At 66.7% G+C, this 26,122-nt stretch carries 21 protein-coding genes; 9 read left to right on the top strand and 12 right to left on the bottom strand.

Annotation, left to right across the window (positions count from 1 at the left end):
• Positions 1-2: 2 nt before the first annotated feature.
• On the bottom strand, positions 3-1,130 hold the full coding sequence (gene dnaJ / locus J2T23_RS01180; RefSeq protein WP_141160382.1) for a molecular chaperone DnaJ: 1,128 nt from the start codon (positions 1,128-1,130) through the stop codon (positions 3-5).
• Positions 1,131-1,216: 86 nt separating this feature from the next.
• Complete coding sequence (gene hrcA / locus J2T23_RS01175) at positions 1,217-2,230, bottom strand: heat-inducible transcriptional repressor HrcA (protein ID WP_141181625.1); 1,014 nt, start codon at positions 2,228-2,230, stop codon at positions 1,217-1,219.
• Between the two features lie 170 nt (positions 2,231-2,400).
• Here hrcA and J2T23_RS01170 point away from each other — a divergent pair, with 170 nt between their 5' ends.
• A complete protein-coding gene (locus tag J2T23_RS01170) occupies positions 2,401-3,252 on the top strand; it encodes a DUF3097 domain-containing protein (protein ID WP_141181626.1) in 852 nt (283 codons plus the stop codon).
• Positions 3,253-3,373: 121 nt separating this feature from the next.
• Positions 3,374-3,784, top strand: a complete 411-nt coding sequence (locus J2T23_RS01165) for a DUF4870 domain-containing protein (RefSeq protein WP_141941485.1) — start codon at positions 3,374-3,376, stop codon at positions 3,782-3,784.
• Between the two features lie 36 nt (positions 3,785-3,820).
• On the opposite strand, the gene hemW is transcribed toward J2T23_RS01165, so the two are convergent.
• Positions 3,821-5,050: a radical SAM family heme chaperone HemW gene (hemW, locus tag J2T23_RS01160; RefSeq protein WP_307356464.1), complete on the bottom strand. Its 1,230-nt coding sequence runs from the start codon at positions 5,048-5,050 to the stop codon at positions 3,821-3,823.
• Between the two features lie 25 nt (positions 5,051-5,075).
• Positions 5,076-6,932, bottom strand: coding sequence for a translation elongation factor 4 (gene lepA / locus J2T23_RS01155; RefSeq protein ID WP_141160377.1), 1,857 nt, complete (start codon positions 6,930-6,932; stop codon positions 5,076-5,078).
• Positions 6,933-7,106: 174 nt separating this feature from the next.
• Here lepA and J2T23_RS01150 point away from each other — a divergent pair, with 174 nt between their 5' ends.
• Positions 7,107-7,658 carry a type II toxin-antitoxin system PemK/MazF family toxin gene (locus J2T23_RS01150; RefSeq protein WP_307356461.1) on the top strand — a complete coding sequence of 184 codons (552 nt, stop codon included), beginning with the start codon at positions 7,107-7,109 and terminating at the stop codon, positions 7,656-7,658.
• Between the two features lie 170 nt (positions 7,659-7,828).
• Entirely contained in the window at positions 7,829-8,089 is a 261-nt protein-coding gene (gene rpsT, locus J2T23_RS01145; protein ID WP_018761400.1) for a 30S ribosomal protein S20, read from the top strand.
• Positions 8,090-8,244: 155 nt separating this feature from the next.
• Here rpsT and holA read toward each other — a convergent pair whose 3' ends face one another.
• The 5 genes from holA to leuS form a co-directional block, all read right to left on the bottom strand.
• Positions 8,245-9,261, bottom strand: coding sequence for a DNA polymerase III subunit delta (holA, locus tag J2T23_RS01140; protein ID WP_141181630.1), 1,017 nt, complete (start codon positions 9,259-9,261; stop codon positions 8,245-8,247).
• Positions 9,195-11,006 (bottom strand): ComEC/Rec2 family competence protein, encoded by a 1,812-nt coding sequence (locus J2T23_RS01135; RefSeq protein WP_307356459.1) that lies wholly within the window; start codon positions 11,004-11,006, stop codon positions 9,195-9,197. The genes holA and J2T23_RS01135 overlap by 67 nt, the downstream gene beginning before the upstream one ends.
• A gap of 311 nt (positions 11,007-11,317) precedes the next feature.
• Positions 11,318-12,184 carry a ComEA family DNA-binding protein gene (locus J2T23_RS01130; protein WP_307356457.1) on the bottom strand — a complete coding sequence of 289 codons (867 nt, stop codon included), beginning with the start codon at positions 12,182-12,184 and terminating at the stop codon, positions 11,318-11,320.
• Between the two features lie 231 nt (positions 12,185-12,415).
• The gene (locus J2T23_RS01125) at positions 12,416-13,411 is read right to left on the bottom strand and encodes a DegV family protein (RefSeq protein WP_307356455.1); all 996 of its coding nucleotides are present in this window, start codon (positions 13,409-13,411) and stop codon (positions 12,416-12,418) included.
• A gap of 87 nt (positions 13,412-13,498) precedes the next feature.
• Positions 13,499-16,024 carry a leucine--tRNA ligase gene (gene leuS / locus J2T23_RS01120; protein WP_141160371.1) on the bottom strand — a complete coding sequence of 842 codons (2,526 nt, stop codon included), beginning with the start codon at positions 16,022-16,024 and terminating at the stop codon, positions 13,499-13,501.
• Between the two features lie 288 nt (positions 16,025-16,312).
• Here leuS and J2T23_RS01115 point away from each other — a divergent pair, with 288 nt between their 5' ends.
• A complete protein-coding gene (locus J2T23_RS01115) occupies positions 16,313-17,824 on the top strand; it encodes an FAD-dependent oxidoreductase (RefSeq protein WP_307356453.1) in 1,512 nt (503 codons plus the stop codon).
• Between the two features lie 86 nt (positions 17,825-17,910).
• Here J2T23_RS01115 and glpK read toward each other — a convergent pair whose 3' ends face one another.
• The 3 genes from glpK to J2T23_RS01100 all read right to left on the bottom strand — a co-directional run bounded on the left by glpK (position 17,911) and on the right by J2T23_RS01100 (position 22,123).
• The gene (gene glpK, locus J2T23_RS01110; protein WP_307356451.1) at positions 17,911-19,425 is read right to left on the bottom strand and encodes a glycerol kinase GlpK; all 1,515 of its coding nucleotides are present in this window, start codon (positions 19,423-19,425) and stop codon (positions 17,911-17,913) included.
• Between the two features lie 42 nt (positions 19,426-19,467).
• Positions 19,468-20,217, bottom strand: coding sequence for an MIP/aquaporin family protein (locus J2T23_RS01105; RefSeq protein WP_141160368.1), 750 nt, complete (start codon positions 20,215-20,217; stop codon positions 19,468-19,470).
• Between the two features lie 91 nt (positions 20,218-20,308).
• On the bottom strand, positions 20,309-22,123 hold the full coding sequence (locus tag J2T23_RS01100) for a glycerol-3-phosphate dehydrogenase/oxidase (RefSeq protein WP_307356449.1): 1,815 nt from the start codon (positions 22,121-22,123) through the stop codon (positions 20,309-20,311).
• Between the two features lie 125 nt (positions 22,124-22,248).
• Here J2T23_RS01100 and J2T23_RS01095 point away from each other — a divergent pair, with 125 nt between their 5' ends.
• Genes J2T23_RS01095 through J2T23_RS01080 form a run of 4 tightly spaced genes read left to right on the top strand, consistent with a single transcriptional unit; the run spans position 22,249 to position 26,117 of the window.
• Positions 22,249-23,214, top strand: a complete 966-nt coding sequence (locus J2T23_RS01095) for a sugar-binding transcriptional regulator (RefSeq protein WP_141160366.1) — start codon at positions 22,249-22,251, stop codon at positions 23,212-23,214.
• A gap of 19 nt (positions 23,215-23,233) precedes the next feature.
• Positions 23,234-24,103, top strand: a complete 870-nt coding sequence (locus J2T23_RS01090) for an aldo/keto reductase (protein ID WP_141181639.1) — start codon at positions 23,234-23,236, stop codon at positions 24,101-24,103.
• An 8-nt stretch (positions 24,104-24,111) separates the two neighbouring features.
• A complete protein-coding gene (locus tag J2T23_RS01085) occupies positions 24,112-25,041 on the top strand; it encodes an alpha/beta fold hydrolase (protein ID WP_307356447.1) in 930 nt (309 codons plus the stop codon).
• Entirely contained in the window at positions 25,038-26,117 is a 1,080-nt protein-coding gene (locus J2T23_RS01080) for a glycosyltransferase family 4 protein (protein WP_307356445.1), read from the top strand. Before J2T23_RS01085 ends, J2T23_RS01080 begins: the two co-directional genes overlap by 4 nt.
• The last annotated feature ends 5 nt before the right edge of the window (positions 26,118-26,122 follow it).

The following is a 26,122-nucleotide window of genomic DNA, read 5'->3' as shown; positions in this document are numbered from 1 at the left end:
CGCTACAGGTTACCGAACCGGTCCCGGAGCTTGGCGAACATGCCGCCGCTGGCAGCGAGCTTTCCCTCCGTGATCTGTTCCCCGCGAAGCTTGGCGAGCTGCCGGAGGAGGTCTTCCTGCGCCGGGTCGAGCTTCGCCGGGGTGTCCACCTGGAGGTGGACCTTCAGGTCCCCGCGGCCGTAGCCGCGCAGGTGGGTGACACCAAGGCCGCGCAGGGTGATGACCTCGCCGGACTGTGTTCCCGGCTTGACGTCGATGTCCTGGGTGCCGTCGAAGGTTTCCAGGTTGACGTCGGTGCCCAGGGCAGCGGCAGTCATGGGGATGTGCAGGGTGGCGTGCAGGTCGTCGCCTTCCCGCACATAGGTGGCGTCATTGTTGACGCGGATTTCCACGTACAGGTCGCCGGCGGGGCCGCCCGCCGGGCCGGCCTCACCCTGCCCGGAGAGCTGGATCCTGGTTCCGGTGGCTACGCCGGCGGGGACCTTGATGGTCAGCGAACGCCGGCTGCGGATCCGGCCCTGGCCGCTGCATTCGTTGCAGGGGTCCTTGATGACGGTGCCGAAGCCTTCGCAGGTGCCGCAGGGGGCCGCAGTCATGACCTGGCCCAGGATGGAGCGGACGGCCCGCTGGACCTGGCCGCTGCCGCCGCAGATGTCGCAGCGCTCGGGGTGGGTGCCGGGCCGGCAGCAGGATCCCTCACAGGTGGGGCAGACCACGGCGGTGTCCACTTCGAGCTTCTTGTTCACGCCGAACACGGCGTCGCGAAGGTCGATCCGGACGCTGATGAGGGCGTCCTGGCCGCGGCGGACACGGGAAGCCGGGCCGGAGCTGCCCCCGGCGCCGAAGAAGGTGTCGAAGATGTCCTGGAATGCGAAGCCCTGGCCCGCGTAGCCGGCTCCGCCGAAGCCGTTGTCCGTGCCGTTCTCGTTGCCCGTGGTGTCGTAGATCCGCCGCTTCTGGGGGTCGGAGAGGACCTCGTAGGCGTGAGTTACTGCCTTGAAGCGTTCCGAGGCATCCTCACCGGGGTTTACGTCCGGGTGGAGGGTGCGGGCCAGTTTGCGGTAGGCCTTTTTGATCTCTTCGCCCGTAGCTTCGGGTGAGACTCCAAGGACGTCATAGTGGCTGCTCAAAGTTCGTATCTCTTCCTTGTTGTACTGCGTTCAGTCGGGCGGCCCGGCCCGTTGTTCCCGGCCGCAACATGCTCCGGCCGCGCGGGTCAGGGCCCCAAAATCCTGGAAAGGTACCGGGCCACTGCCCGGACGGCGGCCATGGTGGTGGGGTAGTCCATCCTGGTGGGCCCGAGGATTCCTACCTTGGCGACGCTGTCGGGGCCGTAGCCGGTGGCCACCACCGACGCTTCGGCCAGGCCGTCGTAGGGGTTTTCCCTTCCGATGCTGACGGCAACGCCGCGGTGGTCCTGGGCCATCTCGCTCAGCAACCGCAGCATCACCACCTGCTCCTCGAGGGCCTCGAGCACGGGACCGATGCTGAGGGGGAAGTCAACGTTTGACCGGGCCAGGTTGGCTGTCCCGGCCATGACCATCCGGTCCTCCCTGGTGTTTTGCGCCAGCCCCTCGAGGCCAAGTGCCAGGGCGTGCGCAGCCTGCCGCTGTGCCTGTGCCGTGCCGGCCACGACGGAGGGAAGCGCCGTGGCAAGCCGGCTCAGCGGCGTCCCGGACAGTGCGGCGAGGAAACGCGTGCGGAGTGCTGCCACTGCGTCGTCGCCCAGGTCCTGGCCGACGTCGATGACCCGCTGCTCCACCTTGCCGCTGTTGGCAATGAGGACCACCAGCACCTTGCGGGGGGCAAGCAGCACGAATTCGATGTGGCGCACCAACGCCTTGCTGAGGTGCGGGTACTGGACCACAGCCACCTGGTTGGTCAGCTGCGACAGCAGCCGGACGGTGCGGTCCAGGACGTCGTCGAGATCGTCTGCGCCTTCAAGGAGGGACTGGATAGCCCGGCGTTCGGCCGCCGACAGCGGCTTGACCGCCGAGATCTGGTCAACGAAAAGCCGGTAGCCCTTGTCCGTGGGAATCCGCCCTGCACTGGTGTGGGGGGCCGTGATTAATCCCTCGTCCTCAAGGGCCGCCATGTCATTCCGGATGGTTGCGCTGGAAACCCCAAGGTGGTGCCGCTCAACCAGGGCTTTCGACCCAACCGGCTCGCGGGAGTGGACGTAGTCCTCCACGATGGCCCGCAGCACTTCCAGTTTGCGTGGCTCGCTCACTCTCCACCTCCATCCATGGTGCAGGGCCCATGCCCCGTCAGATGCCACCTTGTTAGCACTCGACATGCCTAAGTGCTAACAGTCTATTATGCCTTGGCCCGTTGTTAGCATTGGTACCGCTCCGGGCGAAATTCCGGTGCGGAGGACCTAGCGCTAGGCGGATCGAATCCATGGACTACCAAAACTGGGGGCCCCGCGGCATTTCCGCCCCGGCCAAGTCGGAATTGCCCGAGGTGCCGGTGGAGCGGGGCATGGTGCTGGAGGATGTGCAGTCAGGCTGGGTAGGCGCCGTGACGCGGGTGGAAAAGTCCGGAGGGATGCACGTGGTTGCCCTGGAGGACCGCCGCGGGAAGTCCCGGTCCTTCAAGCTGGGCTTCGGTTTCCTCCTGGAGGGCCGCCCCATCAGGCTCATACCCCCGGCGCCGCGGCCGGCTGCCGGCGCTCCGGTTGCCGGCAGGACGGCCTCCGGTTCTGTCCGGGTCGCCGGCCAGCGGGCCCAGGTGGCCAAGGCAAGCCGCATCTGGGTGGAGGGCAAGCACGACGCCGAACTCGTGGAAAAGGTCTGGGGCGACGACCTTCGGGTGGAAGGCATCGTCGTCGAACCCCTGCATGGCATCGATGATCTGGCGGCGGCGGTTGCCGGCTTCAACCCCGGTCCCGGCCGGCGGCTCGGCGTCCTTGTGGACCACCTCGTTCCGGATTCCAAGGAGTCCCGCATTGCCGACGCGGTCATGGCATCCCCCGGCGCGGCCGGGAATGTCCTGATCGTGGGACACCCCTATGTTGACGTCTGGCAGGCCATCCGGCCGGCGGTCCTGGGCATCGACAAGTGGCCGGCTGTGCCCCGCGGACAGGATTGGAAGACCGGGATCCTTAAAGCCTTCGGCTGGCCGCACGCCAACAAGGAGGACATCGGCCTCGGATGGCAGAAGCTGCTGGGCGCCGTACGCACCTACGCCGACCTGGAAGCATCGCTGCTGGGGCGGGTTGAGGAAGTCATCGACTTCCTCACCGTGCCCTGAGGGGCGGACACCGCGCCGGAAGCCAGTATTCTTGGTAGTGCAATGCCGCCTTTTTCAGGGGCATTGCACTACGCGCCCGTATTTGACGTCAGCACCACTTGCATCTCCGAAGGAACAGACTGTGGCAGAAAACGCACGTGATCACAGGGATGGCCAGGGCCGCTCCGAGTACCATGGCGTCCCCGCCAATGCCCTGCCGCTCACGGCCAGCGAAGACCGCCAATGGGCCACGCTGGCACATTTCGGCGGGATCCTTGGCTGTGTCCCCTCGCTGCTGATCTACCTGATCTTCCGCGACCGCGGGCCGTTCACCGCGCAGGAATCCAAAGAGGCGCTGAACTTCAGCCTGCCGCCCACCATCGCCGCCGTGCTGGCCAACATCCTGGTGTTCATCCCCTATGTTGGCAACATCTTCGCCGTGATCGCGACCCTGATCTGGGTGGCGCTGACCTGCTTCTCGGTGGCCGCAGGAATCCACGTCAACAAGGGCCAGCCGCACCGCTACCAGTACAACCTGCGCTGGATCAAGTAGCGGCGCAGGCCGTCCCCCTGGACGCGCCGGTGGCCGTCAGTCCGGAAGGACGCGGCGGACCACAGCGTCCGCCAGGAGCCTGCCCTTCAGTGTAAGGACAAGGCGGCCCTTGAAAGCGGCGGCCGGCTCCACCAGGCCGTCAGCGATGAGCCCGGCAACCTGGTGCCTGCCCCCGGCGCCGAGGGCCGAAACCTCAAGCCCTGACTGCAGGCGCGCCTCCAGCATCACCCGTTCCATGTTCCTGGTTCCGGCGTCAAGGGTTTCCCGGCCCGCCGCGGGCGAATGCCCCTGGGACAGTCGGTTGGCATAAGCGGACGGGTGCTTCACGTTCCACCAGCGCACCCCGCCCACGTGCGAATGCGCGCCGGGGCCGATGCCCCACCAGTCGTCGCCACGCCAGTAGGCCAGGTTGTGGCGGCACGCGTGCTCCGGGCTCCGCGCCCAGTTGCTGACCTCATACCAGCCGAGCCCGGCGTCGGTGATGAGCTGGTCGGCGAGTTCGTACTTGTCGGCGTGGTCGTCGTCGTCAATTCCCGGCACCTCGCCGCGGCGCATCTGCGCCGCCAGCTTGGTCCCGTCCTCGACAATCAGGGCGTAGGCGCTGATGTGGTCCGGCTGGTAGGACAAGGCAGTTTCCAGGGAGTGTCGCCAGTCGGCCAGCGACTCCCCCGGCGTCCCGTAAATCAGGTCCAGGCTGACATCCAGCCCTGCCTCCCGCGCCCACTGCACCACCTGCGGAACCCTGCTGGGCGTGTGGGTGCGGTCCAGGACCTTGAGCACGTGCGGGACGGCGGACTGCATCCCAAAGGAGACCCTGCTGAAGCCCGCCTCCTTGAGGACGGCAAGGGACTCCGGCGTGACCGAATCCGGGTTGGCTTCCGTGGTGACCTCGGCGCCGTCCTCGATTCCCCACCGGTCAATGGCGGCGCGAAGGATCAGGGCGAGGTCATCGGCCGGAAGCAGGGTGGGCGTGCCGCCCCCGAAAAAGACAGTGCTGAGCTTGCGCTCCGGCAGCCCGGAACGGGTCATCACCCTGGCGGCCAATGACACTTCCGATACTGCCGTTTGGGCGTAGGCGTCCTGTGACGCGCCGCCACCCAGTTCCGTGGCGGTGTAGGTGTTGAAGTCGCAGTACCCACAGCGCACCGCACAGAACGGGATGTGGACATACAGGCCAAAGGCCCGGGCCGCCGCACCGTCTGCTGCCTGGGCAGGCAGCAGACCGTCCGACGGCGCCGGGTCGCCGAGGGGAAGCGTGCTGGGCATCAGCGGGTCCCCTGCTGCGCGGTGGTCACTTCTTCTTGGCCTTGTCCTTCGATTCGTCGGTGGTCAGGGCGGCGATGAACGCTTCCTGCGGCACCTCCACCGTGCCCACCATCTTCATGCGCTTCTTGCCTTCTTTTTGCTTCTCCAGCAGCTTGCGCTTCCGGGAGATGTCACCGCCGTAGCATTTGGCCAGCACGTCCTTGCGGATGGCCCGGATGCTTTCGCGGGCGATGATCCTGGAGCCGATGGCCGCCTGGATGGGCACCTCGAACTGCTGCCGCGGGATGAGTTCGCGGAGCTTCCCGGTCATCATCACGCCGTAGGCATAGGCCTTGTCCCGGTGGGTGATGGCGCTGAAGGCGTCCACTTGTTCGCCTTGGAGCATGATGTCGACCTTCACAAGGTCGGCAACCTGTTCGCCGTCGGCCTTCCAGTCAAGGGAACCGTAGCCACGGGTCTTGGACTTCAGGATGTCGAAGAAGTCGAACACGATTTCCGCCAGCGGCAGGCGGTACCGGATTTCCACCCGGTCCTCGGAGAGGTAGTCCATGCCGCCCATGACGCCGCGGCGGGACTGGCACAGTTCCATGATGGCGCCGACGAATTCGTTGGGGGCCAGGATGGTGGCCGACACCATGGGTTCGCGGACCTCAGCGATTTTGCCCGTGGGGTACTCACTGGGGTTGGTCACGCGGACCACCTTCTTGTCCTCCAAAGTCACCTCGTATTCCACGTTCGGTGCGGTGGAGATCAGGTCGAGGTTGTACTCGCGCTCCAGCCGTTCGCGGGTGATCTCAAGGTGCAGCAGGCCCAGGAAGCCCACGCGGAACCCAAAGCCCAGCGCGGCCGAGGTCTCCGGCTCATAGACCAGTGCGGCGTCATTGAGCATGAGCTTTTCGAGGGCGTCGCGGAGTACCGGGTAGTCCGCGCCATCCAGCGGATACAGGCCCGAGAACACCATGGGTTTGGCGTCGGCGTAGCCGGGCAGGGACTCGGCCGCCGGCTTGGCAAGGTTGGTGACCGTGTCGCCCACCTTGGACTGGCGGACGTCCTTGACGCCGGTGATCAGGTAGCCCACTTCACCTACGCCGAGGCCCTTGGAGGGTGTGGGTTCCGGGGAGCTGACGCCTATTTCCAGGAGTTCGTGAGAGGCCCTGGTGGACATCATCTGGATGCGTTCGCGGGGGTGGAGCATGCCGTCCACCACGCGCACATAGGTCACGACGCCCCGGTAGGTGTCGTAGACCGAGTCGAAAATCATGGCGCGGGCCGGCGCGTCCGGGTCGCCTTTCGGCGCCGGCAGGTCCTGGACGATCTTGTCCAGGAGGGCCTCCACGCCGACGCCGGTTTTACCGGACACCCGCAGGACATCCTCGGGGTCGCCCCCGATCAGGCTGGCCAGTTCGGCTGCGTATTTTTCAGGCTGCGCCGCCGGGAGGTCGATCTTGTTAAGGACCGGGATGATGGCGAGATTGTTCTCCATGGCCAGGTACAGGTTCGCGAGCGTCTGGGCCTCAATGCCCTGGGCCGCGTCGACCAACAGGATCGCGCCTTCGCACGCGGCCAGCGACCTGGACACCTCATAGGTGAAGTCCACGTGGCCAGGTGTGTCGATCATGTTCAGCGCGTAGCTGACACCGTCCACCTCCCACGGCATGCGGACTGCCTGGGACTTGATGGTGATGCCGCGTTCGCGCTCAATGTCCATCCGGTCCAGGTACTGGGCCTTCATGTCGCGCGCCTGGACCACCCCGGTGGACTGCAGCATGCGGTCAGCAAGGGTGGACTTGCCGTGGTCGATATGCGCGATGATGCAAAAGTTCCGAATAATTGCCGGATCTGTCGCGGCGGGCACCGGTGCGGTGCGGGCCATGGGAGACACGCAGGGTCCTTACTGTTGGCTTTTCTGCAGCCCTCCGCCAGGCACACCGAAAGGCGCCCGCGGTCCAGCCGCACATCTTGAACTTCCAGTGTCCCACGTCCCGGACCCCGCCTCCGCATCCTGGCGGCTCGTCCACAGCACCCGGTGCCGCCACTCCGCCGATAGGCTGTCCGGATGGCAATTAATCTGCGTTCTCTGGGCAACGCCGTCCGCCGCGGCCTGCGCATGCTGCAAAACCGGCCCCCGACCCAGCCGACCGCCCCGGAACAGCATTCAGGCGGCCGCGGCCCCGCGTTCGGCAGCCTCGGCGTGCCCGCCGAGGCTGCCGCCTATCCCGGTGATTACCGCGGCCGCGTCTCCGTCCGCTACGCTCCCCAACCGGACGGAGACCCGGATCCGGGCGAGGTGGTGTGGGCCTGGGTCCCGTACGAAGAGGATCACAGTAAGGGGAAGGACCGGCCGGTGCTGCTGGTGGGCCACGATGGCCCGTATCTTTTGGGGCTGATGCTGACCAGCAAGGACAGGGTTCCCGCCGGTTCGTCGTCCATGGATTATGTGGATTTGGGCGCCGGCGGCTGGGACAAGCAAGGCAGGCCCAGCGAAGTACGGCTGGACCGTATCCTGCAGATCCGCGCGGAGTCCATCCGGCGCGAGGGTGCGGTGCTGGACAGGGCCCGCTTTGAAAAGGTGGCGTCCGGTCTCCGGCGGCGACACGGCTGGGAGTGACCGCCCGGAAATGGCCAGAGCGGCCGCTGACCTGCTAGTCTTTATTGCTGTGTGTCCGTGCAGGTCGACGGTCACTGATGGTTGGCCGCCATAGGTATCCCCACGCCGCTCAGTCAAGGCCAGCCTGAAAGCCCTCTAGACCATTTCCGCATTACAAAGAGAGTTCACACGTGGCGAATATCAAGTCCCAGAAGAAGCGCATCCTGACCAACGAGAAGGCCCGCCTGCGCAACAACGCAGTCAAGTCTGAGCTGAAGACGGCCATCCGCGCCGTCAACACTGCTGTTGAGTCCGCTGACAAGGAAGCTGCTACTACTGCGCTCGTTTCTGCCAGCCGTAAGCTGGACAAGGCTGTCAGCAAGGGTGTTCTGCACAAGAACAACGCAGCGAACCGCAAGTCGGCGATCTCCAAGAAGGTCAACGCACTCTAAGGTTTCCAGTTCCCACGAACTGATGGTGTGGCCGGTACCCGAGGGTACCGGCTACACGCTTTTAAGCTGTCCCGCCTGACCGCGGCAGCACGCCGTCGGACGTCGCCGGGACATCGCGGGGCGGGACGCCTAAAAAAGGTTAGGCGCGTCAGGCGCTATCTTCCCTGGACCGACATGGCAATTACCGTGACGGCATGCTCGACGGCGTAGACGGGGTCCCGGGACAAACCCTTGACCTGCGCGTCCGCCTCAGCCGTGGCCTGGATGGACCGCACCAGGCCCTCGGGGGTCCAGCGCCGGACGTCCCGCTGCGCCTGCTCCACCAGCCAGGGCTGCATGCCCAATTCCGCGGCTATCTGCGCAGACGAGCCGGACGCACCAGCCACCCGCGCCACTGTCCGCAACTTCGATGCGAGTGCGGCCACCAGCGGAACCGGGTCGGCGCCGGTCGCCAGGGCGTGGCGCAGTGTGGAGAGGGCAACAGGGGCGTTTCCCGCCATGGCGGCGTCCGCTACCTTGAAGGCAGTAGCTTCGACCCGGCCGCCGTAATACTTGTCCACGGTGTCGGTGGTGACCGTGCTGCCGGCATCGGCGATCAACTGGGCGCACGCGGCAGCAAGTTCTGAGAGGTCTGCCCCCACGGCATTCACCAGCGCCTGCACGGCGTCCTGGTTGATGCGGCGTCCGGCTGCCTTGAACTCCGCGGCAACGAACTGGACCTTGTCCGTGTCCTTCTTCAGCGGTTGGCAGTCAACCACCGGCCAGCCGGCCTTCCTGACGGCGTCAAGGAGCTTTTTCCCGCGGACACCGCCGGCATGGCGAAGAACGACGACAGCGTCCTCCTCCGGATGCTGAAGATACTGGAGCGCGTCGGCGAGGAAGGCGTCATTCATGCCCTCCACGGCTTCCACCTCGATCAGCTTGCTTTCGCCGAACAGCGACGGGCTCACCTGCATGCTGAGGGTCCCGGGCTCATACCCAGCCGCATTGATGCGGCTGACTTCCACGTCCGGTGCTGCCGCCCTGACCTGGGCGCGGATCGTGTCCATGGCCCTGATGCCCAGGTACTCTTCGGGCCCGCTCACCAGGACGATCCGGGCCGGAGCTACGTCCCGCCAGGAAGCTGTGTTCGATGCCGGGGAGCGGGATGCTCGCTTTTGCGCAGCGGCCATCGAATGTTCCTTCCGGAGGTTTTATTGCAATAACCAAGCCTGCCACGTCTGTGCCCGCGGTCCAAGCTGCCCGGGTCCCGGAGACCGGTCAGCCGCCGCCCGGCACCGTCCAGCAACCCTACGGTTGCGGCGTGAGCCTTCCGGATCAGCCGCACAACCCTGCGGGGCCGGGCCACCGCCCAGAGCGCAGCCAGCGACAGGACCGACAGCAGCACCATGGACAGCATGCCGGGCACCCCTTCCGGCCATGGCAGCGCCGAGCCCGGCAACTGGGCAGCGAGCCTGGCCGTGGCGGCAACGCCGGCACTGAAGGTTCCGGCCACGGCTACCAACGCCGTGGCGGCCCAGGGCAGCACCACCACCAGGGGCACCGCGGCAGTTCCCAACAGGGTGACCGGAGCCACCAAGGGCGACGCGACGACATTTGCCGCCAGCGAATAGGTTGAAAACTGGGGCTGCAGGAGCACGATGACGGGTCCGCACAGCAGCTGGGCGGATAAGGGGACCGCTAGTGCCGCGGCTGCCCACCGTGGAACTGCCGGGGGAATCCAGCCGATGATCCGCCGGCCCAGGATGATGATGCCGAGCGTGGCCAGCACCGAGAGCAGGAACCCGAAACTCGAGCCCAGCGCCGGGTCGGCCAGCAGGAGCCCCATAACGGCGAGGCAAAGAAAACTGAGGCCACGTCCCGAGCGTCCACCGGCCAGGGAGGCCACCCCGATGGCCCCCATCAGGGCTGCCCGCAGGACACTGGCATCGGGCCCGACCAGGACGACGAAAAGGGCCAGGCCCCCAAGGGCCGTGGCCGCAGCCAGTACGCGCGGCAGCCGGAGCCGCCGGCAGAGTAGCAGCAGCGCCCCCAGCACCAGGCTGCAGTTCGCCCCACTGACAGCAGTCAGGTGGGTCATGCCCACGGCCTTCATGGCGTTGTTCAATCCCTCGTCCAGCGCACTGGTATCCCCGGTAACCATTCCCGGAAGGAGTCCGCTGGCATCGGGCGGCAGGAAGGCCGCGGCGGCGACGAAACGCTCCCGAAGTTTCCTGGCGGACCCTTCCAGCAGTGATCCGCCCACCGCGGGGCCGGGCGGGGTGGACGCTGCCAGGTTTCCGGCTTCCGGACCTCCGGGGTCCGCCGCCCGCAGCTTGCCCGCTGCACGCAGCGTCTGCCCCGGCACAACGCCGCCCCATCCCTGCCCGCCCATCACCACCAACCGGGCGCGGGTCCGCACCTGGATTCCTCCCGTCGTCACTTCCTGTGTCCACACCGGCACGGACCAACGTCCGTCCGACCCGCCAGGACCGGCCACAGCCCGGGGAGTTCCTGCTACCTCGACGACGGCGACAGCGGACTTTCCGGCTGTGACCGCCTCGGCAAGCGGTCCGGTGAACCGCTGGCTGGAGGCTGTGGCAGAGTGGGCCGCGGCCGCGCCCGCCAGCAGCAGGGCCACGCCCGCAGCGGCCGGGAAGCTTCGAACCCGCGGGCGGGACACGGGATTACGGCCCCCACCGACGGCGTTGGAGATCCGACGCGCCCCGCCGCCCCTGGCCGCCCGGGCGAGCACGAGGCCGCCGACTGCAGCCAGGGTGCAGCACAATACGGCAAGCTCGGCGGGCGGGAGCCACAGCCCTGCCAGCGATGCCGCCCACACCAGGGCCGCCGGGAGGGCGAGCCGGAGGTCGATGCGGCGGCGAGGTTGCCCGGAACCTGCTTCCCTTTCCGCCTCGGCCCCGCTGCGATCGCCCATCTGCTTGCGTACGTGGGCCGCGCCCTGCGCCAGGAGCCCTTGCAATACCTTGCGGTGCCGTCCGGGCAGGCCACGTGACTTCAGGCGTCCCCGAGTTGATGGCGGCCGCACTCCCCCGGAATGGGACTGTGGTGTGGCAGCCTGCACTGTACCTGCGGGGGTCCCGCCCTGCTGTCCGGGTCCGGCGCCCTGAACGGCAGATTCAACGAACCGGCTCCAAGGACTTCCAGACCCTTCTCCGCCGGTGGCCGCGCCCCGCCCCGTCTGCCCGGCCCCTCCCGTCCTGCCCGTGGTCGCAGACATGGAGCGCCCTAGACCGTTACCAGGGGCAACAGGGCTTCAAGCATCTTCGGCCCGACGCCATCCACCGCATCCAGTTCTTCGATGCTCTTGAAAGGTCCGTGGTCCTTCCGCCAGTCCACAATCCGCTGGGCGAGCACCGGCCCGACTTTTGGCAGCGTGTCCAGTTCCGCAGCGTCCGCTGTGTTGAGGTTGACCTTCCCGCCGTGTGTCCCGGATTGCCCGCCGGCAGGACCGGCGCTGCCTGGACCAGGATCCTCCGCACCCGCACCATCCGGTCCTGCCGGCAGTGGCTCCCCACGCTGCGGCACGTAGATCTTCTGCCCGTCCTCCACTACGAGGGCAAGGTTGAGCCGGTTCACGTCGGCGTCCTGGGCGGCGCCGCCGGCGGCAGCAATGGCGTCATCAACCCGGCTGCCCTGCTGGAGCCTAATGACGCCGGGCGCCGCCACAGAACCTGCAACATGCACCACCACAAGCCCGCCGGCAGGATCCGCAGGTGGCGTACGGTCGGGATCAGCTCCAGCCTCTCCTGCACGTCTGCCGTCAGAACTGGCGCCGCTGAGCGGCAGGACTTCCGGGGATGCCAAACCTGCCTGCCACCAGAACCAGGCTCCAGCCGCCACCGCCAAGGCACCCAGCAGCAGGGCAACCCGCAGACCTATCCGCCACCGGAGAGACGGCGCTTCGGCTGAACCGGCCTGGGTATTGCTGCCGGTTTCGGTTCCGTCTGCCCCGCCGGCGCCGCGGTACTCGAAGCCACCGGCGCCGCCTCCATCCTCCAGGAGCCCGGCGGGGGCCTCTCCCAGTGCCGCCTGCAACCGGTCCCTCGCATGCCTTGCCTGCTGACGTGCTGCTCCAGCATCCCGGCGTGACATGGTCCCACCCTAGGAACCTCCGGTGGCGCGCCGCACCGGGCCAATGATGCTATGTGGAAAGGTGCGCACCTTGTGCTCCTGGAGCACGCATGATCTCCTCCAGGCTCCGGCTGCCGTCCCGAACTGGAACGTCGCTGATGGGGGCGACGCTACGGATTCCGGCGAATGGCCGCCAGAAGAGGCTAGGGGCCCTGCAGTTGGTGTGGCAGCGTGCCACCCACTGTCACCCGCTTAGCTGGGCCCTCCACCGCCATGAACCTGGGCCGACCTGCCGACAATCACCGCAAGGACCCCGAGGCCGGCGTGCGCTGCCAGGACCGCGGGAAGGGAGCTGATCTGCGCGGGCAGACAACCGGGAAGCGCCGCTTCAAGCCTGGCAGCCAGGCCTGCAGCCTCCTCCTGGTTGCCGAAGTGGTGCACGGCGAGGACGACGGAATCGTCCGGCTGCGGTGCAGCGGCGGCCACGACGATTTCCTCGAGGCGTGCCACGGCCCTGGCCGCTGAGCGCACATTTTCCAGCGGGACGATCCTTCCGCCGTCGACTGCCAGGATCGGTTTGATGGCGAGCATGGTGCCCAGCAGCGACGCCGCTGCCCCGATGCGTCCGCCGCGTCGCAACTGCTCAAGGCTGGGCACGTAGAAGAAGACATGGGTGTTTTCCGCCTGGGCCGCTGCAGCCGCGGCCACCTCAGACCGGCCTGCACCGGCTGAGGCGGCTTCAACGGCAGCCTGCACCGCCAGTCCCTGCGCCATGCCCACGGTGCGGGTGTCCACCACATCCACGGGAATACCCACCCTGCCGGCGGCCAGCCGCGCCGCGTCAGCCGTGCCGGAAAGTTCGCCCGAGATATGCACCGAGACAATTCCATCGAAGCCCCGAAGTTCCGCGGCCCGGTAGGCCTGCTCGAACTGTCCCGGCGAAGGCCGTGACGTTTTGACCGGAGTCCCGGCAGCCAGGGCAACGGCAATGGTCTCGAGGATGTCGTCTTCGCCCTCGCCGTAGATTTCGGCGCCCACCATGACGGGCATCGGAGTCACGGTGAGGATCCCATCCGGGGGAAGTCCGCTGACATAGGCCGCCGGCAGGGCAGCGGCTGAGTCGGTGACGACGGCGGTCCGCACCACAGCGCCTGGGCCCGGACGCCTGGACCCCGGCCGGACGGCCGGACGCAGGCCCGACAGCCGAGCACGGACCCACGGCCAGGCTGCGGCATTACTGTCGGGCAAGGTGCCTCCTGGAATCGGCGTCCGGCTCAACCGGCACCGGCCGCCGGAAAGCTTCCGACGGCCGGTAAATCACTGCGGGTACAGCAACTAGGCCGGAACGATGTTCACCAGCTTAGGGGCACGGACGATCACTGTCCGGATGCCCCGGCCGTCCATGGCCCGCTGGACGTTCTCCGACGCCAGGGCCAGCTCGCGCAGCTGGTCCTCCGAGACGTCCGGGGACACTTCCAGCCGGTCGCGGACCTTGCCCTGCACCTGGACGACGGCGGTCACCGTGTCCTGGACCAGGAGGGCGGGATCGTGGGCCGGCCAGCCCGCGTTGGCAACCGATGCAGGGTGCCCCAGCAGGTTCCACATGTCCTCGGCAGTGTACGGCGCGAACAGGCTGAGGATCACGGCCACTGCTTCCGCGGCTTCGCGGACCGCGGGGTCCCCGGCACCCGCCCCGGAGTCGATTGCCTTGCGGGTGGCGTTGACCAGCTCCATGAGCTTGGCCACCACCACATTGAACTTGTTGGCGTCCAGCAGTTCGGCGGCATCGGCGATGGTGCGGTGGGTGACGGACCGCAGCCCACGGTCGCCGGCGGCGGCGTCCGCACCCGGGGCACTCGCCACATCCTGTGCCAGGCGCCAGGCCCGGGCCAGGAACTTGGCTGAGCCGGACGGCGACACGTCGGCCCAGTCCACGTCGTCCTCGGGCGGGGAGGCGAACACCATGGTCAGGCGGACGGCGTCCACGCCGAACTTGTCCAGCTGTTCGCCGAGGTCAACGCCGTTGCCCAGGGATTTGCTCATGGCCTTGCCGCCGTTGAGGACCTGGCCCTGGTTCAGCAATGCACTGAAAGGTTCGTCGGCATCGATCATGCCCAGGTCGTGGATGACCTTGGTGAAGAAGCGGGCGTACAGCAGGTGGAGGATGGCGTGCTCCACGCCGCCCACGTACTGGCCCACCGGCATCCAGTCATTGATCTTCTGCGGATCGAAGGGGCCGTCGGTGTAGTGCGGTGAAACGAAGCGCAGGAAGTACCAGGACGAGTCAACGAACGTGTCCATGGTGTCGGTGTCCCGTTTGGCCGGCCCGTTGCAGGTGGGGCATTCCACGTTGACCCAGGACTCGGCTGCCGCAAGGGGCGAGGTGCCCTTGGGTGCCAGGTCCTCACCGCGGAGGTCCGCGGGCAGCGTGACCGGCAGCTGCTCGTCCGGGACGGGAACTTCGCCGCAGGACGGGCAGTGGATGATGGGGATGGGCGTGCCCCAGAATCGCTGGCGGCTCAGCAGCCAGTCCCGGAGCCGGAAGTTCACGAACTTCTCGCCGGTCCCCTGCTTCTCCAGCATGGCGATGGCGGCGGGGATCGCCTCACCCTTGGGCATGCCGTCCAGCTCGCCCGAGTTGATCAGGGTCCCCTCCCCCGCCGTTGCGGTGCCGGACACGGCCGGGTCCTCCTCGCCGGTGTCCAGGACCGCCCGGACCGGCAGGCCGAAGGCCCTGGCAAAGTCGAGGTCGCGCTGGTCGTGGGCCGGCACGGCCATTATGGCGCCGGTTCCGTAATCCGCCAGGACATAGTCGGCAGCCCACACGGGCAGCTTCTCCCCGTTCAGCGGGTTGATGGCGTAGCGGCCGGTGAAGACGCCGGTCTTCTCGCGTTCGGTGGACTGGCGTTCGATCTCCGAGAGTGCCTTGACCCGTTCGCGGTATTCGTCCAGGGCCGCGGCGTGTTCGTCAGTGACAAGTTCGACGGCGAGGGGCGCGTCCGCAGCGACCACGAAGAAAGTTGCCCCGTACAGGGTGTCCGGGCGGGTGGTGAAGACCGTGACGTCCCTGGCGGGCTTGCCGCCGTCGGCCTCGATCACGAAGTTCACGTGTGCACCCTCGGACCGGCCGATCCAGTTCTTCTGCATGGCCAGGACACGCTCGGGCCAGTGGCCGCGGAGCTCGTCCATGTCATCCAGCAGGCGGTCGGCGTAGTCGGTGATCTTGAAGTACCACTGGTTCAGGGACTTCTTGGTGACGGTGGTGCCGCAGCGCTCGCAGGCGCCGTTGACTACCTGCTCGTTGGCCAGGACGGTCTGGTCCTTGGGGCACCAGTTGACCGGGGAATCTTTCCGGTAGGCCAGCCCGCGCTCGTAGAAGCGCTTGAACAGCCACTGGGTCCAGCGGTAGTACTCGGGGTCTGAGGTGTGCAGGCGGCGCGACCAGTCGGCGGAGATGGCGTACCGCTTGAAGGACGCTGCCTGGGTGTCGATGTTGGCGTAGGTCCACTCGCTGGGGTGGGCGTTGCGCTTGATCGCGGCGTTCTCCGCGGGCAGGCCAAAGGAGTCCCAGCCGATGGGGTGCAGGACGTCGTAGCCCTTCTGCCGCAGGTAGCGGGCCACAACGTCGCCCATGGCGAACGCCTCGGCGTGGCCCATGTGCAGGTCGCCGGACGGGTACGGGAACATGTCAAGCACGTAGCGGCGCTCCCGCGACCCGTCGTCCACCGGGGTGAAAACCTTGAGGTCTTCCCACACCTGGGGCCACTTGGCCTCCATGGCGGCGAAACTGTAGGTGCCCTCTTCAGGCTCCGCCGATACTGTTGTTGCTGTTCCGGTCTCTGTCTCCGGCTGAACGCCCACTGCTGCCCTCTTCTGTTCTGTTACGGCATCTGTGCTGCCATAACGGCCTGATCCTCCTGCTGCCGGCCCGGTGCCATGCCCCGGACACACAAAAGCCCCTCTCCATGGAGGGGCTGCCGCTCAGCTGTCCGATAATCGGAGCCGGCGGCTAACTAAGCAGAAGGATCGCACGCATGGATCTACTTTAGCGCACCGGCCCGGCCCCCGCCTCAGCCGGGCCTAACGGCCCGTTGCATTGGCCGGGGCAAGCGCGCATGATCATCCCACAACGTTGGGAGGCGGCACACCATGTCAGAGGCAACCACCGCCGGTCCTGCTGAAGGACAGCCACTCTCCCTCTGGCTGGCAACAACCGGAGCCACCGACTTTCCGGTCCTGCACGGCACCGTGGAAGTGGACGTGGCAGTCATCGGTGGAGGCATCGCCGGGCTGACCGCCGCGCTGGCCCTGAAACGCTCGGGGCGCTCGGTGGCCGTCCTCGAAGCCGGCCGGATCGGCACGGGCGTCACTGGCCACACCACCGGCAAGGTGACCTCCCTGCACCGCCTCGCCTACACGGATCTGCAGCGCAGCCACGGCACGTCGGCTGCCCGCGTTTACGGAGCAGCGAACCAGGCCGCCCTGGAACATATCGGCCGCACAGTGGCGGCCGAAGACCTTTCCTGCGGATTCCGCCGCGTTGCCAACTACACCTTTGCGGCAGGTCCCGAGGCGCTGCCGGAGGTACGGGCGGAAGCCGGACTTGCGGCCACCCTCGGCCTTCCGTCGACCTTCACTACCGACGTCCCCCTGCCGTTTCCGGTGGCCGGCGCCGTCCGGTTTGACGGCCAGGCCCAGATCCACGCGGTCCAGTACCTTCAGGGGCTGGCCGGAAAGGTGGACGGCGGCGGCAGCTTTGTCTTCGAACGGACGCGCGCGGTGGATCTTCGCGAGGGCACGCCCGTCACCGTTGCGGCCGCGACAGGAACAGTGCTGGCCGGGGACGCAATCGTGGCCACGAACGTCCCCTTCGGAGACCATGGCCGATTTGAGTCACTTTGCCGGCCGCACCGCTCATACATCGTCGCCGCGCCGGTTGATACGCCTCCCCTGGACGCCACCTTCATCAGCGCCGATGAACCCATGCACTCGCTGCTGACCGTGCGGCTGGACGGGACTACATACCTGCTGGTTGGCGGCGGAGGCCATCCCGCCGACGAGCAGGTTGATCCGGCACCGCGCCACGCCGCGCTCGCCCGCTACGCGCGCAGCCACTTCGGGGCCGGCAGCGTGTCCTACCGCTGGTCCACCCAGGATGCCCTGCCCCAGGACGGGCTGCCCTACGCCGGGCCGCTGAACCCTGACAGCCGGCACGCGTTCGTGATCACCGGCCTGCGCAAGTGGGGCCTGACCAACGGTACGGCCGCAGCATTGGCACTGGCTGACCTCCTCAATGGCACTCCCAACGCGTGGGCCGCCCTGTTTGACAGCAACCGAGCCCCGCGGCGGCCCACAGCGCAGGCAGCCCCACGGGCCGGGGACAGCGTTTCCCACACTGACTCCGCAGCGCGGGCAGCTGACCTCGCGCCGGGCGATGGAACGGTGCTTGACGCGGACGGAACCAGCACGGCCTGCTACCGGGACGAGGCCGGACACGTCCACGCAGTGTCGGCTGTCTGCACCCACCTGGGCTGCACGGTGGGCTTCAACCGGGCAGACCGGACGTGGGACTGCCCCTGCCATGGCTCCCGGTTCGATGTGGACGGCAAAGTCATCCAGGGTCCGGCCACTGAAGATCTGCCACCGCGGCCCGTTCCCTGACATCCCCACGCTTAGGCGGATTTAATCCCGGACACGGCAAGGGGCCGCCCCGCCGGAAAGGCAGGACGGCCCCTGGGTTGAAGAACCTACTTGACGTCCTCGTCCACCCAATCCATGGACTTGGTGACCGCCTTCTTCCAGAGCCGCATCTGGCGTTCCTGCTCGGCCTTGTCCATCTGCGGTTCCCAGCGCTTGTCCTCGGACCAGTTGGCCGAGCACTCGCCCAGGTCCTTCCAGAAACCGACGGCCAGGCCTGCCGCGTAGGCAGCACCCAGTGCGGTGGTCTCAATGACCTTCGGACGGATGACCGGCACGCCCAGGATGTCCGCCTGGAACTGCATCAGGGCGTCATTGGCCACCATGCCGCCGTCGACCTTCAGCTCGCTCAACGGCACGCCGGAGTCCGCGTTGACCGCGTCCAGCACCTCGCGGGTCTGGAATGCGGTGGCTTCCAGCGCTGCCCGGGCGATGTGGTTCTTGTTGACGAACCGGGTCAGGCCCACAATCGCGCCGCGGGCATCCGAACGCCAGTACGGGGCGAACAGGCCGGAGAACGCCGGAACGATGTAAACACCGCCGTTGTCCTTGACTGATGCAGCGAGGGTTTCCACCTCAGGGGCGCTGCCGATCATGCCCAGGTTGTCCCGCAGCCACTGGACCAGCGAACCGGTCACCGCGATGGATCCTTCCAGCGCGTAGTGGGGTTTGGCATCGCCCAGCTTGTAGCCCACCGTGGTCAGCAAGCCGTTCTTCGAGTGGACGATTTCCTCGCCGGTGTTGAAGATCAGGAAGCATCCTGTGCCGTAGGTGTTCTTAGCCTCGCCCGCATCAAAGGCTGCCTGGCCGAAGGTCGCTGCCTGCTGGTCGCCCAGGATCCCGGCAACCGGTGTTTCGCGGAGCAGCTGCGAACTGTGGACGCTGCCGTAAACCTCGGACGAGGACTTGATCTCCGGCATCATGCTGCGCGGCACGCCAAAGATCCCGAGGATTTCGTCGTCCCACTGCAGGGTTTCGAGGTCCATGAACAGGGTCCGGGAGGCGTTGGTGACATCGGTGACGTGGACACCGCCGTCCACGCCGCCCGTGAGGTTCCAGAGGACCCAGGCGTCGGTGTTGCCGAACACCAGGTCCCCGGCCTCTGCCTTTTCACGGGCGCCGTCAACGTTGTCCAGGATCCATTTGATCTTGGTGCCGGAGAAGTAGGTGGCCAGCGGAAGCCCGACTTTTTGCTTGAAGCGGTCCCCGCCGCCGTCCTTGGACAGTTCATCGACGATGTCCTGGGTCCGGGTGTCCTGCCACACGATGGCGTTGTAGACCGGCTTTCCCGTGGTCTTGTCCCACACCACCGCGGTTTCGCGCTGGTTGGTGATGCCGACGGCGGCAATATCGTGCCGCGTCAGGTTTGCCTTCGAGAGGGCCGAACCGATCACCTCGCGGGTGTTGTTCCAAATCTCCGAGGCGTCATGCTCCACCCAGCCTGCCTGCGGGAAGATCTGCTCGTGCTCCATCTGGCCGGAGGAGACAATGGCGCCGCTGTGGTCAAAGATGATGGCGCGGGTGCTGGTGGTGCCCTGGTCGATGGCGATTACGTACTGGTTCATAATGACGTCCTTGTCTTGTTGATCGAGCTGTTTGCCGGGGGCTTAGGAGGCGGCGGTGATGATGATCGGAACGATCCTTGCCACAATGCCGGCGAGGGCGCCGCCGACGAGCGGGCCAACCACCGGAATCCAGGCATAGCTCCAGTCACTGGAGCCCTTGCCCTTGATGGGAAGCAGTGCGTGGGCAATGCGGGGTCCGAGGTCACGGGCCGGGTTGATGGCGTAGCCGGTGGGGCCGCCGAGGGAAACACCGATGCCGACAACGAGCAGCGCCACAGCCAGGGGGCCAAGCCCCGAGGGGGTACCGCCGAGAGTCAGGATCACGAAGACCAGGACGAACGTGCCGATGATCTCGGTGATCAGGTTCCATGGGGTGGAACGGATGGCAGGGCCGGTGGAAAACGTACCCAGCTTGCCTGCGGGCTCTGGCTCGTCATCAAAATGCTGCTTGTAAGCCAGCCAGCAAACCACGGCACCGAGGAAGGCCCCCACCATCTCGCCACCGAAGTAGGTCAGCGTGGTGCCGAAATCAACAGCGACTCCCGGGGCGTACTCGGCCTTGCCGTTGAGCAGCAGGCCCAAGGTCACGGCCGGATTCAAGTGGGCACCGGACTTGGCGGCGACGAAGACACCACAGAAGACAGCGATACCCCACCCCCATGTGACCATCAGGAATCCGCCGTTGTTGCCTTTTGTCCCCCGCAAAGCCACGTTGGCAACGACGCCGCAACCCAACAGGGTCAGCATGCCCGTGCCAAAGACTTCGGAGAGGAAGACTATTCCTAGAGACATCTTTGACTCCTTCTTTGTTTAGTTGTCGGTCCTTCGCTGGTGAAGGACCGTTGGGCCGGGACGCTGGCGCGCCCCGGCCGGCCGCCCGGCCTCAGGAGACCAGGCTGTGCGTTTCCACGCGGTGGAATCTCTGCAGCACGTCCTGTGCGTGCTTGATCTCAGCGGCGCGGGCTGCAGCGTCCCACTTCAGCGGCACTGACAACACCTCCGCCACTTCGTTGAGGAGTTCCCCGGTGACCAGCCCCCGGAAGGCCAGGGACGTACGGCGGATGAGGACATCCACCAGGTGCCCCACCTGTTCGTTGGCCGCCATGAACTCCAGCTCCCGTACGCTGAGCTCGCGGGTGGACCGCAGCGGCTGGTCAGGGGCAGCGTCGAGGTATGCGATCACGTCGTCCGCCCGGGTACCGTACCGGGTCAGCAGCCCTGCTGTGCGGTCCGCGTCGCGGCCGGCACCCATGTGCGCCTTGATCCATTTCTGCACGCCTGCCTCGTCGGCCGGGAAGCCTGCGCCGCCGCCGATGGGGAGCTGCGCCGTCGACACCTTGCGCTGAACCCCGAGCTCGGAGAGGACGTCATTGGTCAGGTGCTCGGCGAGGGCCCGGAACGTGGTCCACTTGCCGCCCACCAGGCTCAGTACGACGGCGCCGGTTCCGTCTGTGCCCGTGGCGCGCCGTTCAATGCGGTAGTCGCGGGAGACGAAGCCGGGCTGGGTTGCGTCGTGGCTCGGCAGGGGGCGCACTCCCGAGAATGTGTAGACGATGTCTTCGGGGGTCACGTCGATGGACGGGAAGACGTGGCCGATCAGGTCGAAGAAGTACTGGATCTCCTCATCGGTGCAGACGGCGTCTTCCGCCATGTCCGCGTCGACGTCCGTGGTGCCCACCAGCACCCGGTCGCCCATGGGGTAGATGAGGACAATCCGGCCGTCGGTGTGTTCAAAGAAGATTTCCCGGCCGCGGCAGGCGGCGAGCAGGCCCGGGTGGTCCAGCACGATGTGCGAACCCTTGGTGCCGCCCATGAAGGCAGAGGCTGCACCCATGGCCTCATTGGTCAGGTCCACCCACGCGCCTGTGGTGTTCACGATGATGTCCGCGGTGAAGTCGAATTCCTCTCCGCTGAGTTCGTCGCGCAGGCGGACGGTGCTGCCCCGGCCGGTCCCTGGGTTGGGCTCCGGGGACATGGCTGTCAACGAGAGGTAGTTGCTGGCCCGGGCGGTGTCACCCTGCGCGGCGGCGCCATGGGAATGGCCGGCCTTTTCGCCGTCCTGCAGGACGTCAAGGGTCAGCCGCTCCGGGTTGTGCACCGAGGCGTCGAAGTAGGTGGCAGTGTATTTGACGTCGGACCGGAGCGCGGGGAGTTCCTGCAGGGCTGCCTTGTGGGTGCGGAACTGGTGCCGGGGCACGGTGCCGCCATCGCGGGAGAATGAGTCGTAAAGGCTGAGGCCCACCTTGATGAGGAATGCGCCGCGCTCCTTGGGCTTGCCCTGCTGCTTGTGGGTAAGGAAGCGCAGGGGCGCGGAGAGGATCCCGGAGAAGGTGCTGAAGATGGGGATGGTGGTCTGCAACGGCTTGACATAGTGCGGGGCGATTTTCAGCAGGCGGTTCCGCTCCACCACTGATTCGCGGACCAGGCGGAACTCACCGTTTTCCAGGTACCGGATGCCGCCGTGGATCATGTGCGACGATGCACCGCTTGCGCCCTGGCAGTAGTCACCGCGTTCCACCAGCGCCACATCGACGCCCTGCAGGGCCAGGTCACGGAACGTTCCCACTCCGTTGATGCCGCCGCCAACCACCAGCACCTTTGCGTGCGGACGGCGCCGGAGGCTGTGGACCGACGCGCGTTCGCCTCCCGGACGGGGCGTGTTAACAGTCGGTTGGACAGTTGAATCCTTGGGTCCCAAAACAACTCCCTTGGGGCTTTGTGTGTTGCGGTCACCACTGTGCGGCACCGCCGTTCTGCTCTATTGTTTGGAGAAATGGAAAATGGAGTCAAGCACTATGCACAAACGTGCAGAACGGAAGTGAGATGGCACTTTCCCGCGACCAGGATGCCCTCCGAGCTGCACAAATGTATTACCTGCAGGACCTCACCATGGACGCGATCGCACGCGAACTGCGCACGTCCCGGTCCACGGTTTCCCGGCTGTTGTCATCGGCGCGGGAGTCCGGCCTGGTGCAGATCCAGATCCGCAACCCCCTGGATACCGGACCGGAACTGGAGGGCATGATCCGGCGCCGGTACAACCTGGACGTCCATGTGGTCCCCATCCTCGGGACTCTCAATGAAGCCGAAACCCTGGACCGGGTGGCCATGCAGGCCGCCCGCACCATCGGACCCCTGGTGGACTCGAACGCGATCATCGGCGTGGCCTGGGGATCCACGCTCAGCGCGGTGAGCAGGCACCTCACCAGGAAGATCACCCACGACAGCGTGATCGTCCAGCTCAACGGCGCCGGAAACATGCACACCACCGGCATCACCTACGCAAGCGACATCATGCGCCGGTTTGGCAGCGCCTACGGAGCACGGGTGGAACAGTTCCCCGTCCCGGCCTTCTTCGACCACGCTGCCACCAAGACGGCCATGTGGAACGAGCGCAGCGTGCAGCGCGTCCTGGAACTGCAGGCGAAGATGAGCATCGCCATCTTCGGCGTCGGTTCCGTCCACGCCGACTACCCAAGCCACGTCTACGCCGGCGGCTATCTCGACGAAGAAGACCTCAACGCCCTTGCCAACTCCGACGTCGTCGGAGACGTTGCCACCGTGTTCTTCCGGGATGACGGGTCTTCTGACGGGATCGTCCTCAACGAACGCTCCACCGGCCCGTCACTGGCCCAGCTCCGGCAGGTACGCCGCAGGATCTGCGTGGTATCCGGGGTCTCCAAGATCAACGGCCTGCGCGGAGCACTGGCGGCCAGGCTTGCGACCGACCTGATCCTGGACGAAGCCACCGCACGCCGCCTCGTGGATTACGAGGGCCTGACCAGCTGAAGTAGGTAGAGTCGTTGCCATGAGAACCTCACCCCGGCTCAGCCTGAACAACGGCGTGCTGATCGACCAGCTCGGCTTTGGGCTGTACAAGGTGCCGGCAGCCGAAGCCGAAGGCCTGGTCGCCACTGCGCTCGCCGCCGGCTACCGCCACTTCGACACCGCCGCCATGTACGGGAACGAGACCGGCGTGGCGCGCGGTATCAGTTCCCAGCTGGACGCGGGGTCCGGCAGTGGCGGCTCAGGCGAACTGTTCCCGCCCCTGTCGCGTGAAGACGTGTTCGTCACCACGAAGGTGTGGAACGACCACCATGGCTTCGACGCCACCCTGCGCGCCTTTGACGATTCCATGGTCAACCTGGGCCTGGACTATGTGGACATGTACCTCATCCACTGGCCATGCCCCCGCCGCGGGCTCTTCACCGAGACCTACCGCGCCCTGGAAACCTTGTACCGGGAGGGAAGGGTCCGTGCCATCGGCGTCAGCAACTTCCAACCGGCCCATCTTGACCGCCTGCTCGCAGGCGCCGAGGTGGTTCCCGCTGTCAACCAGATCGAACTCCATCCCTGGCTGCAACAGGAGGAGCTGCGCAGCAAGCACGCGGACCTGGGCATCCGCACCGAAGCCTGGAGCCCGCTGGGGCGCGGCCAGGTGCTGGCAGACCCGGTCATCCAGGCCTGTGCTGCCGAGCATGGCCGGACGCCCGCGCAAGTGATCCTCCGCTGGCACATGCAACTGGGCAACATCGCCATTCCCAAGGCGAGTTCGGAGGCGCGCATCCGGGAGAACCTCGATGTCTTCAACTTCGAACTCTCAGCGCGCGACATGGCGGCGATCAACGCTCTGGACCGCGGGCAGCGGACCGGGTCCCACCCGGACAACGTGAACTAGGGCAGGCCATGGATACCGTGAACCCGGGGCCCTCCCCTGCGCCCGCCTACGTCAGTGCCGGCCTTTCCGGCCGTACCCTGGCCTCCGCCGTCACCCTCGACGGCGGCACCGTTGCTTTCTGGACCTATGAGCCGTTGGAGGTCACCCCGGATACCCGCACCATCCTGGTGGTCCATGGATTCCGCGGCGACCACCACGGGCTCCTGCGGGTGGCGGACCAGCTTCCGGACATGCGCATCATCATGCCGGATTTGCCCGGCTTCGGCAGCTCGGACGCTTTTACCCACGGCCCGCACTCCGTGGAACGCTACGGGCGGTTCATCTTCGACTTCATGGCGGCGCTGGGCCTGGGGAGGGACACGGTACTGCTGGGGCACTCGTTCGGATCCATCGTGGCGGCCCACTTCGTGGCCAGCAACCCGGACGCAGTTCGTCCCCTCATCCTCATCAACCCCATTGCAGCGCCGGCGCTGGAGGGGCCCAAGGGGGTAATGACCCGGCTTGCGGTGCTGTACTACAAGCTTGCTGCGCGCCTTCCGCGCAGGCCCGGACTGGCCTTGCTGCGCAATCCCGTGATTGTCAGGGTTATGAGTGAGACCATGGCCAAGACCCGCGATCCCGGCCTGAGGGCCTATATCCACGGCCAGCACCATGCCTACTTCAGTTCCTTCGCCGACAGGGACAGCCTCCTGGAATCCTTTACCGCCTCCGTCAGCCACCACGTGGCCGAGGTAGCCGGCCTGCTGCAGCTGCCCGTGCTGCTGGTCGCCGGCGAGAAGGATGAAATCGCCACCCTCCCCAGCCAGCACCGGCTCCTGGGCATGCTTCCGGACGGTGAGCTGAAGGTGATTCCCGGCGTCGGGCACCTGATCCACTACGAAACACCTGAACCGGCCGCCCGCTACATCCGCAGCTTCCTTAAGGACCATCCCGCGTGAAGATCGTCATCGATGCACGTTTCACCCGTACCGACCACCACGATGGCATCAGCCGCTACGGGGCAAGCCTGATCGCCGCAACGGCAAAGATCGCGGACGTCTCGATGCTGGTGTCCGACGAGCGGCAGCTGGCGCTGCTCCCTGACGTGCCCTACACGCTCATCAGCAGCCCGCTTTCGCCCCTGGAACTGTTCGTTGCCCGGAAGGTCAACGCCCTTGGCGCGGATGTGGTTGTCTGCCCCATGCAGACCATGGGCACCTGGGGACGGAAGTACGGACTGATCCTGACCCTGCATGACTTGATCTACTACGAACACCCCACTCCCCCTGGTTTCCTGCCGGCCCCCGTCCGCCTCCTGTGGCGGCTGTACCACAAGGCGTTCTGGCCACAGCGCCTGCTCCTGGACCGGGCCGATATTGTTGCCACCATCAGCCGGACCACCGAGGCGCTGATGGCCAAGTACCGGCTGACACGCCGGCCCGTGCGCATCATTGCCAATGCCCCGCAGCCGGCCCAGGAACCGCGCGAGCCCGCCGCCGGGGCGGACAAGACAATCATCTACATGGGTTCGTTCATGCCGTACAAGAACGTGGAAACCATGGTGGCCGGTATGGCCGGACTCCCGGGCTACACGCTGCACCTGCTCAGCCGGATCACCCCGCAGCGGCGGGCAGAGCTGGAGCGTATTGTCCCCCAAGGCGCCTCCGTGGTGTTCCACAACGGCGTGACGGATGCTGAGTATGACCGGCTCCTGCGCCGGGCCACGGCACTGGTGAGCCTGTCCCGGGCCGAGGGGTATGGTCTTCCGCTCGTGGAGGCGATGGCGGTTGGTACGCCCGTCATCGCCAGCGACATTCCCATCTTCAGGGAGGTGGGGTCGGATGCCGCGATTTACGTGGATCCAGAGTCACCCGCACAGTTCGCTGACGCGGTGGGCCAGCTGCGGGACGACGGGCACTGGCAGGACCTGTCCCGCCGCTCCCTGGCCCGCGCGGCCGGGTTCAGTTGGGACGAATCGGCGCGCCAGCTGGTGGACGCGGCCCACGAGGTAGTTGCAAAGAGGCGACGGGCCTGACGTAC

Origin of the sequence: Pseudarthrobacter niigatensis (assembly GCF_030812615.1) — a bacterium.
Lineage (GTDB): Bacteria > Actinomycetota > Actinomycetes > Actinomycetales > Micrococcaceae > Arthrobacter > Arthrobacter niigatensis.
Note: the sequence above shows the minus strand (reverse complement) of the source record. Positions and strands in the feature narration are given on the sequence as shown.

What these genes read in the sequence shown, in the direction of transcription:
- J2T23_RS01170 (WP_141181626.1), top strand. Translation starts at nt 2,401, where the DNA reads ATGGACTACCAAAACTGGGGGCCCCGCGGCATTTCCGCCCCGGCCAAG.
- hemW (WP_307356464.1), bottom strand. Translation starts at nt 5,050, where the DNA reads ATGCCCAGCACGCTTCCCCTCGGCGACCCGGCGCCGTCGGACGGTCTG.
- J2T23_RS01150 (WP_307356461.1), top strand. Translation starts at nt 7,107, where the DNA reads ATGGCAATTAATCTGCGTTCTCTGGGCAACGCCGTCCGCCGCGGCCTG.
- holA (WP_141181630.1), bottom strand. Translation starts at nt 9,261, where the DNA reads ATGGCCGCTGCGCAAAAGCGAGCATCCCGCTCCCCGGCATCGAACACA.
- J2T23_RS01135 (WP_307356459.1), bottom strand. Translation starts at nt 11,006, where the DNA reads ATGGGCGATCGCAGCGGGGCCGAGGCGGAAAGGGAAGCAGGTTCCGGG.
- J2T23_RS01130 (WP_307356457.1), bottom strand. Translation starts at nt 12,184, where the DNA reads ATGTCACGCCGGGATGCTGGAGCAGCACGTCAGCAGGCAAGGCATGCG.
- J2T23_RS01115 (WP_307356453.1), top strand. Translation starts at nt 16,313, where the DNA reads ATGTCAGAGGCAACCACCGCCGGTCCTGCTGAAGGACAGCCACTCTCC.
- glpK (WP_307356451.1), bottom strand. Translation starts at nt 19,425, where the DNA reads ATGAACCAGTACGTAATCGCCATCGACCAGGGCACCACCAGCACCCGC.
- J2T23_RS01105 (WP_141160368.1), bottom strand. Translation starts at nt 20,217, where the DNA reads ATGTCTCTAGGAATAGTCTTCCTCTCCGAAGTCTTTGGCACGGGCATG.
- J2T23_RS01095 (WP_141160366.1), top strand. Translation starts at nt 22,249, where the DNA reads ATGGCACTTTCCCGCGACCAGGATGCCCTCCGAGCTGCACAAATGTAT.
- J2T23_RS01090 (WP_141181639.1), top strand. Translation starts at nt 23,234, where the DNA reads ATGAGAACCTCACCCCGGCTCAGCCTGAACAACGGCGTGCTGATCGAC.
- J2T23_RS01085 (WP_307356447.1), top strand. Translation starts at nt 24,112, where the DNA reads ATGGATACCGTGAACCCGGGGCCCTCCCCTGCGCCCGCCTACGTCAGT.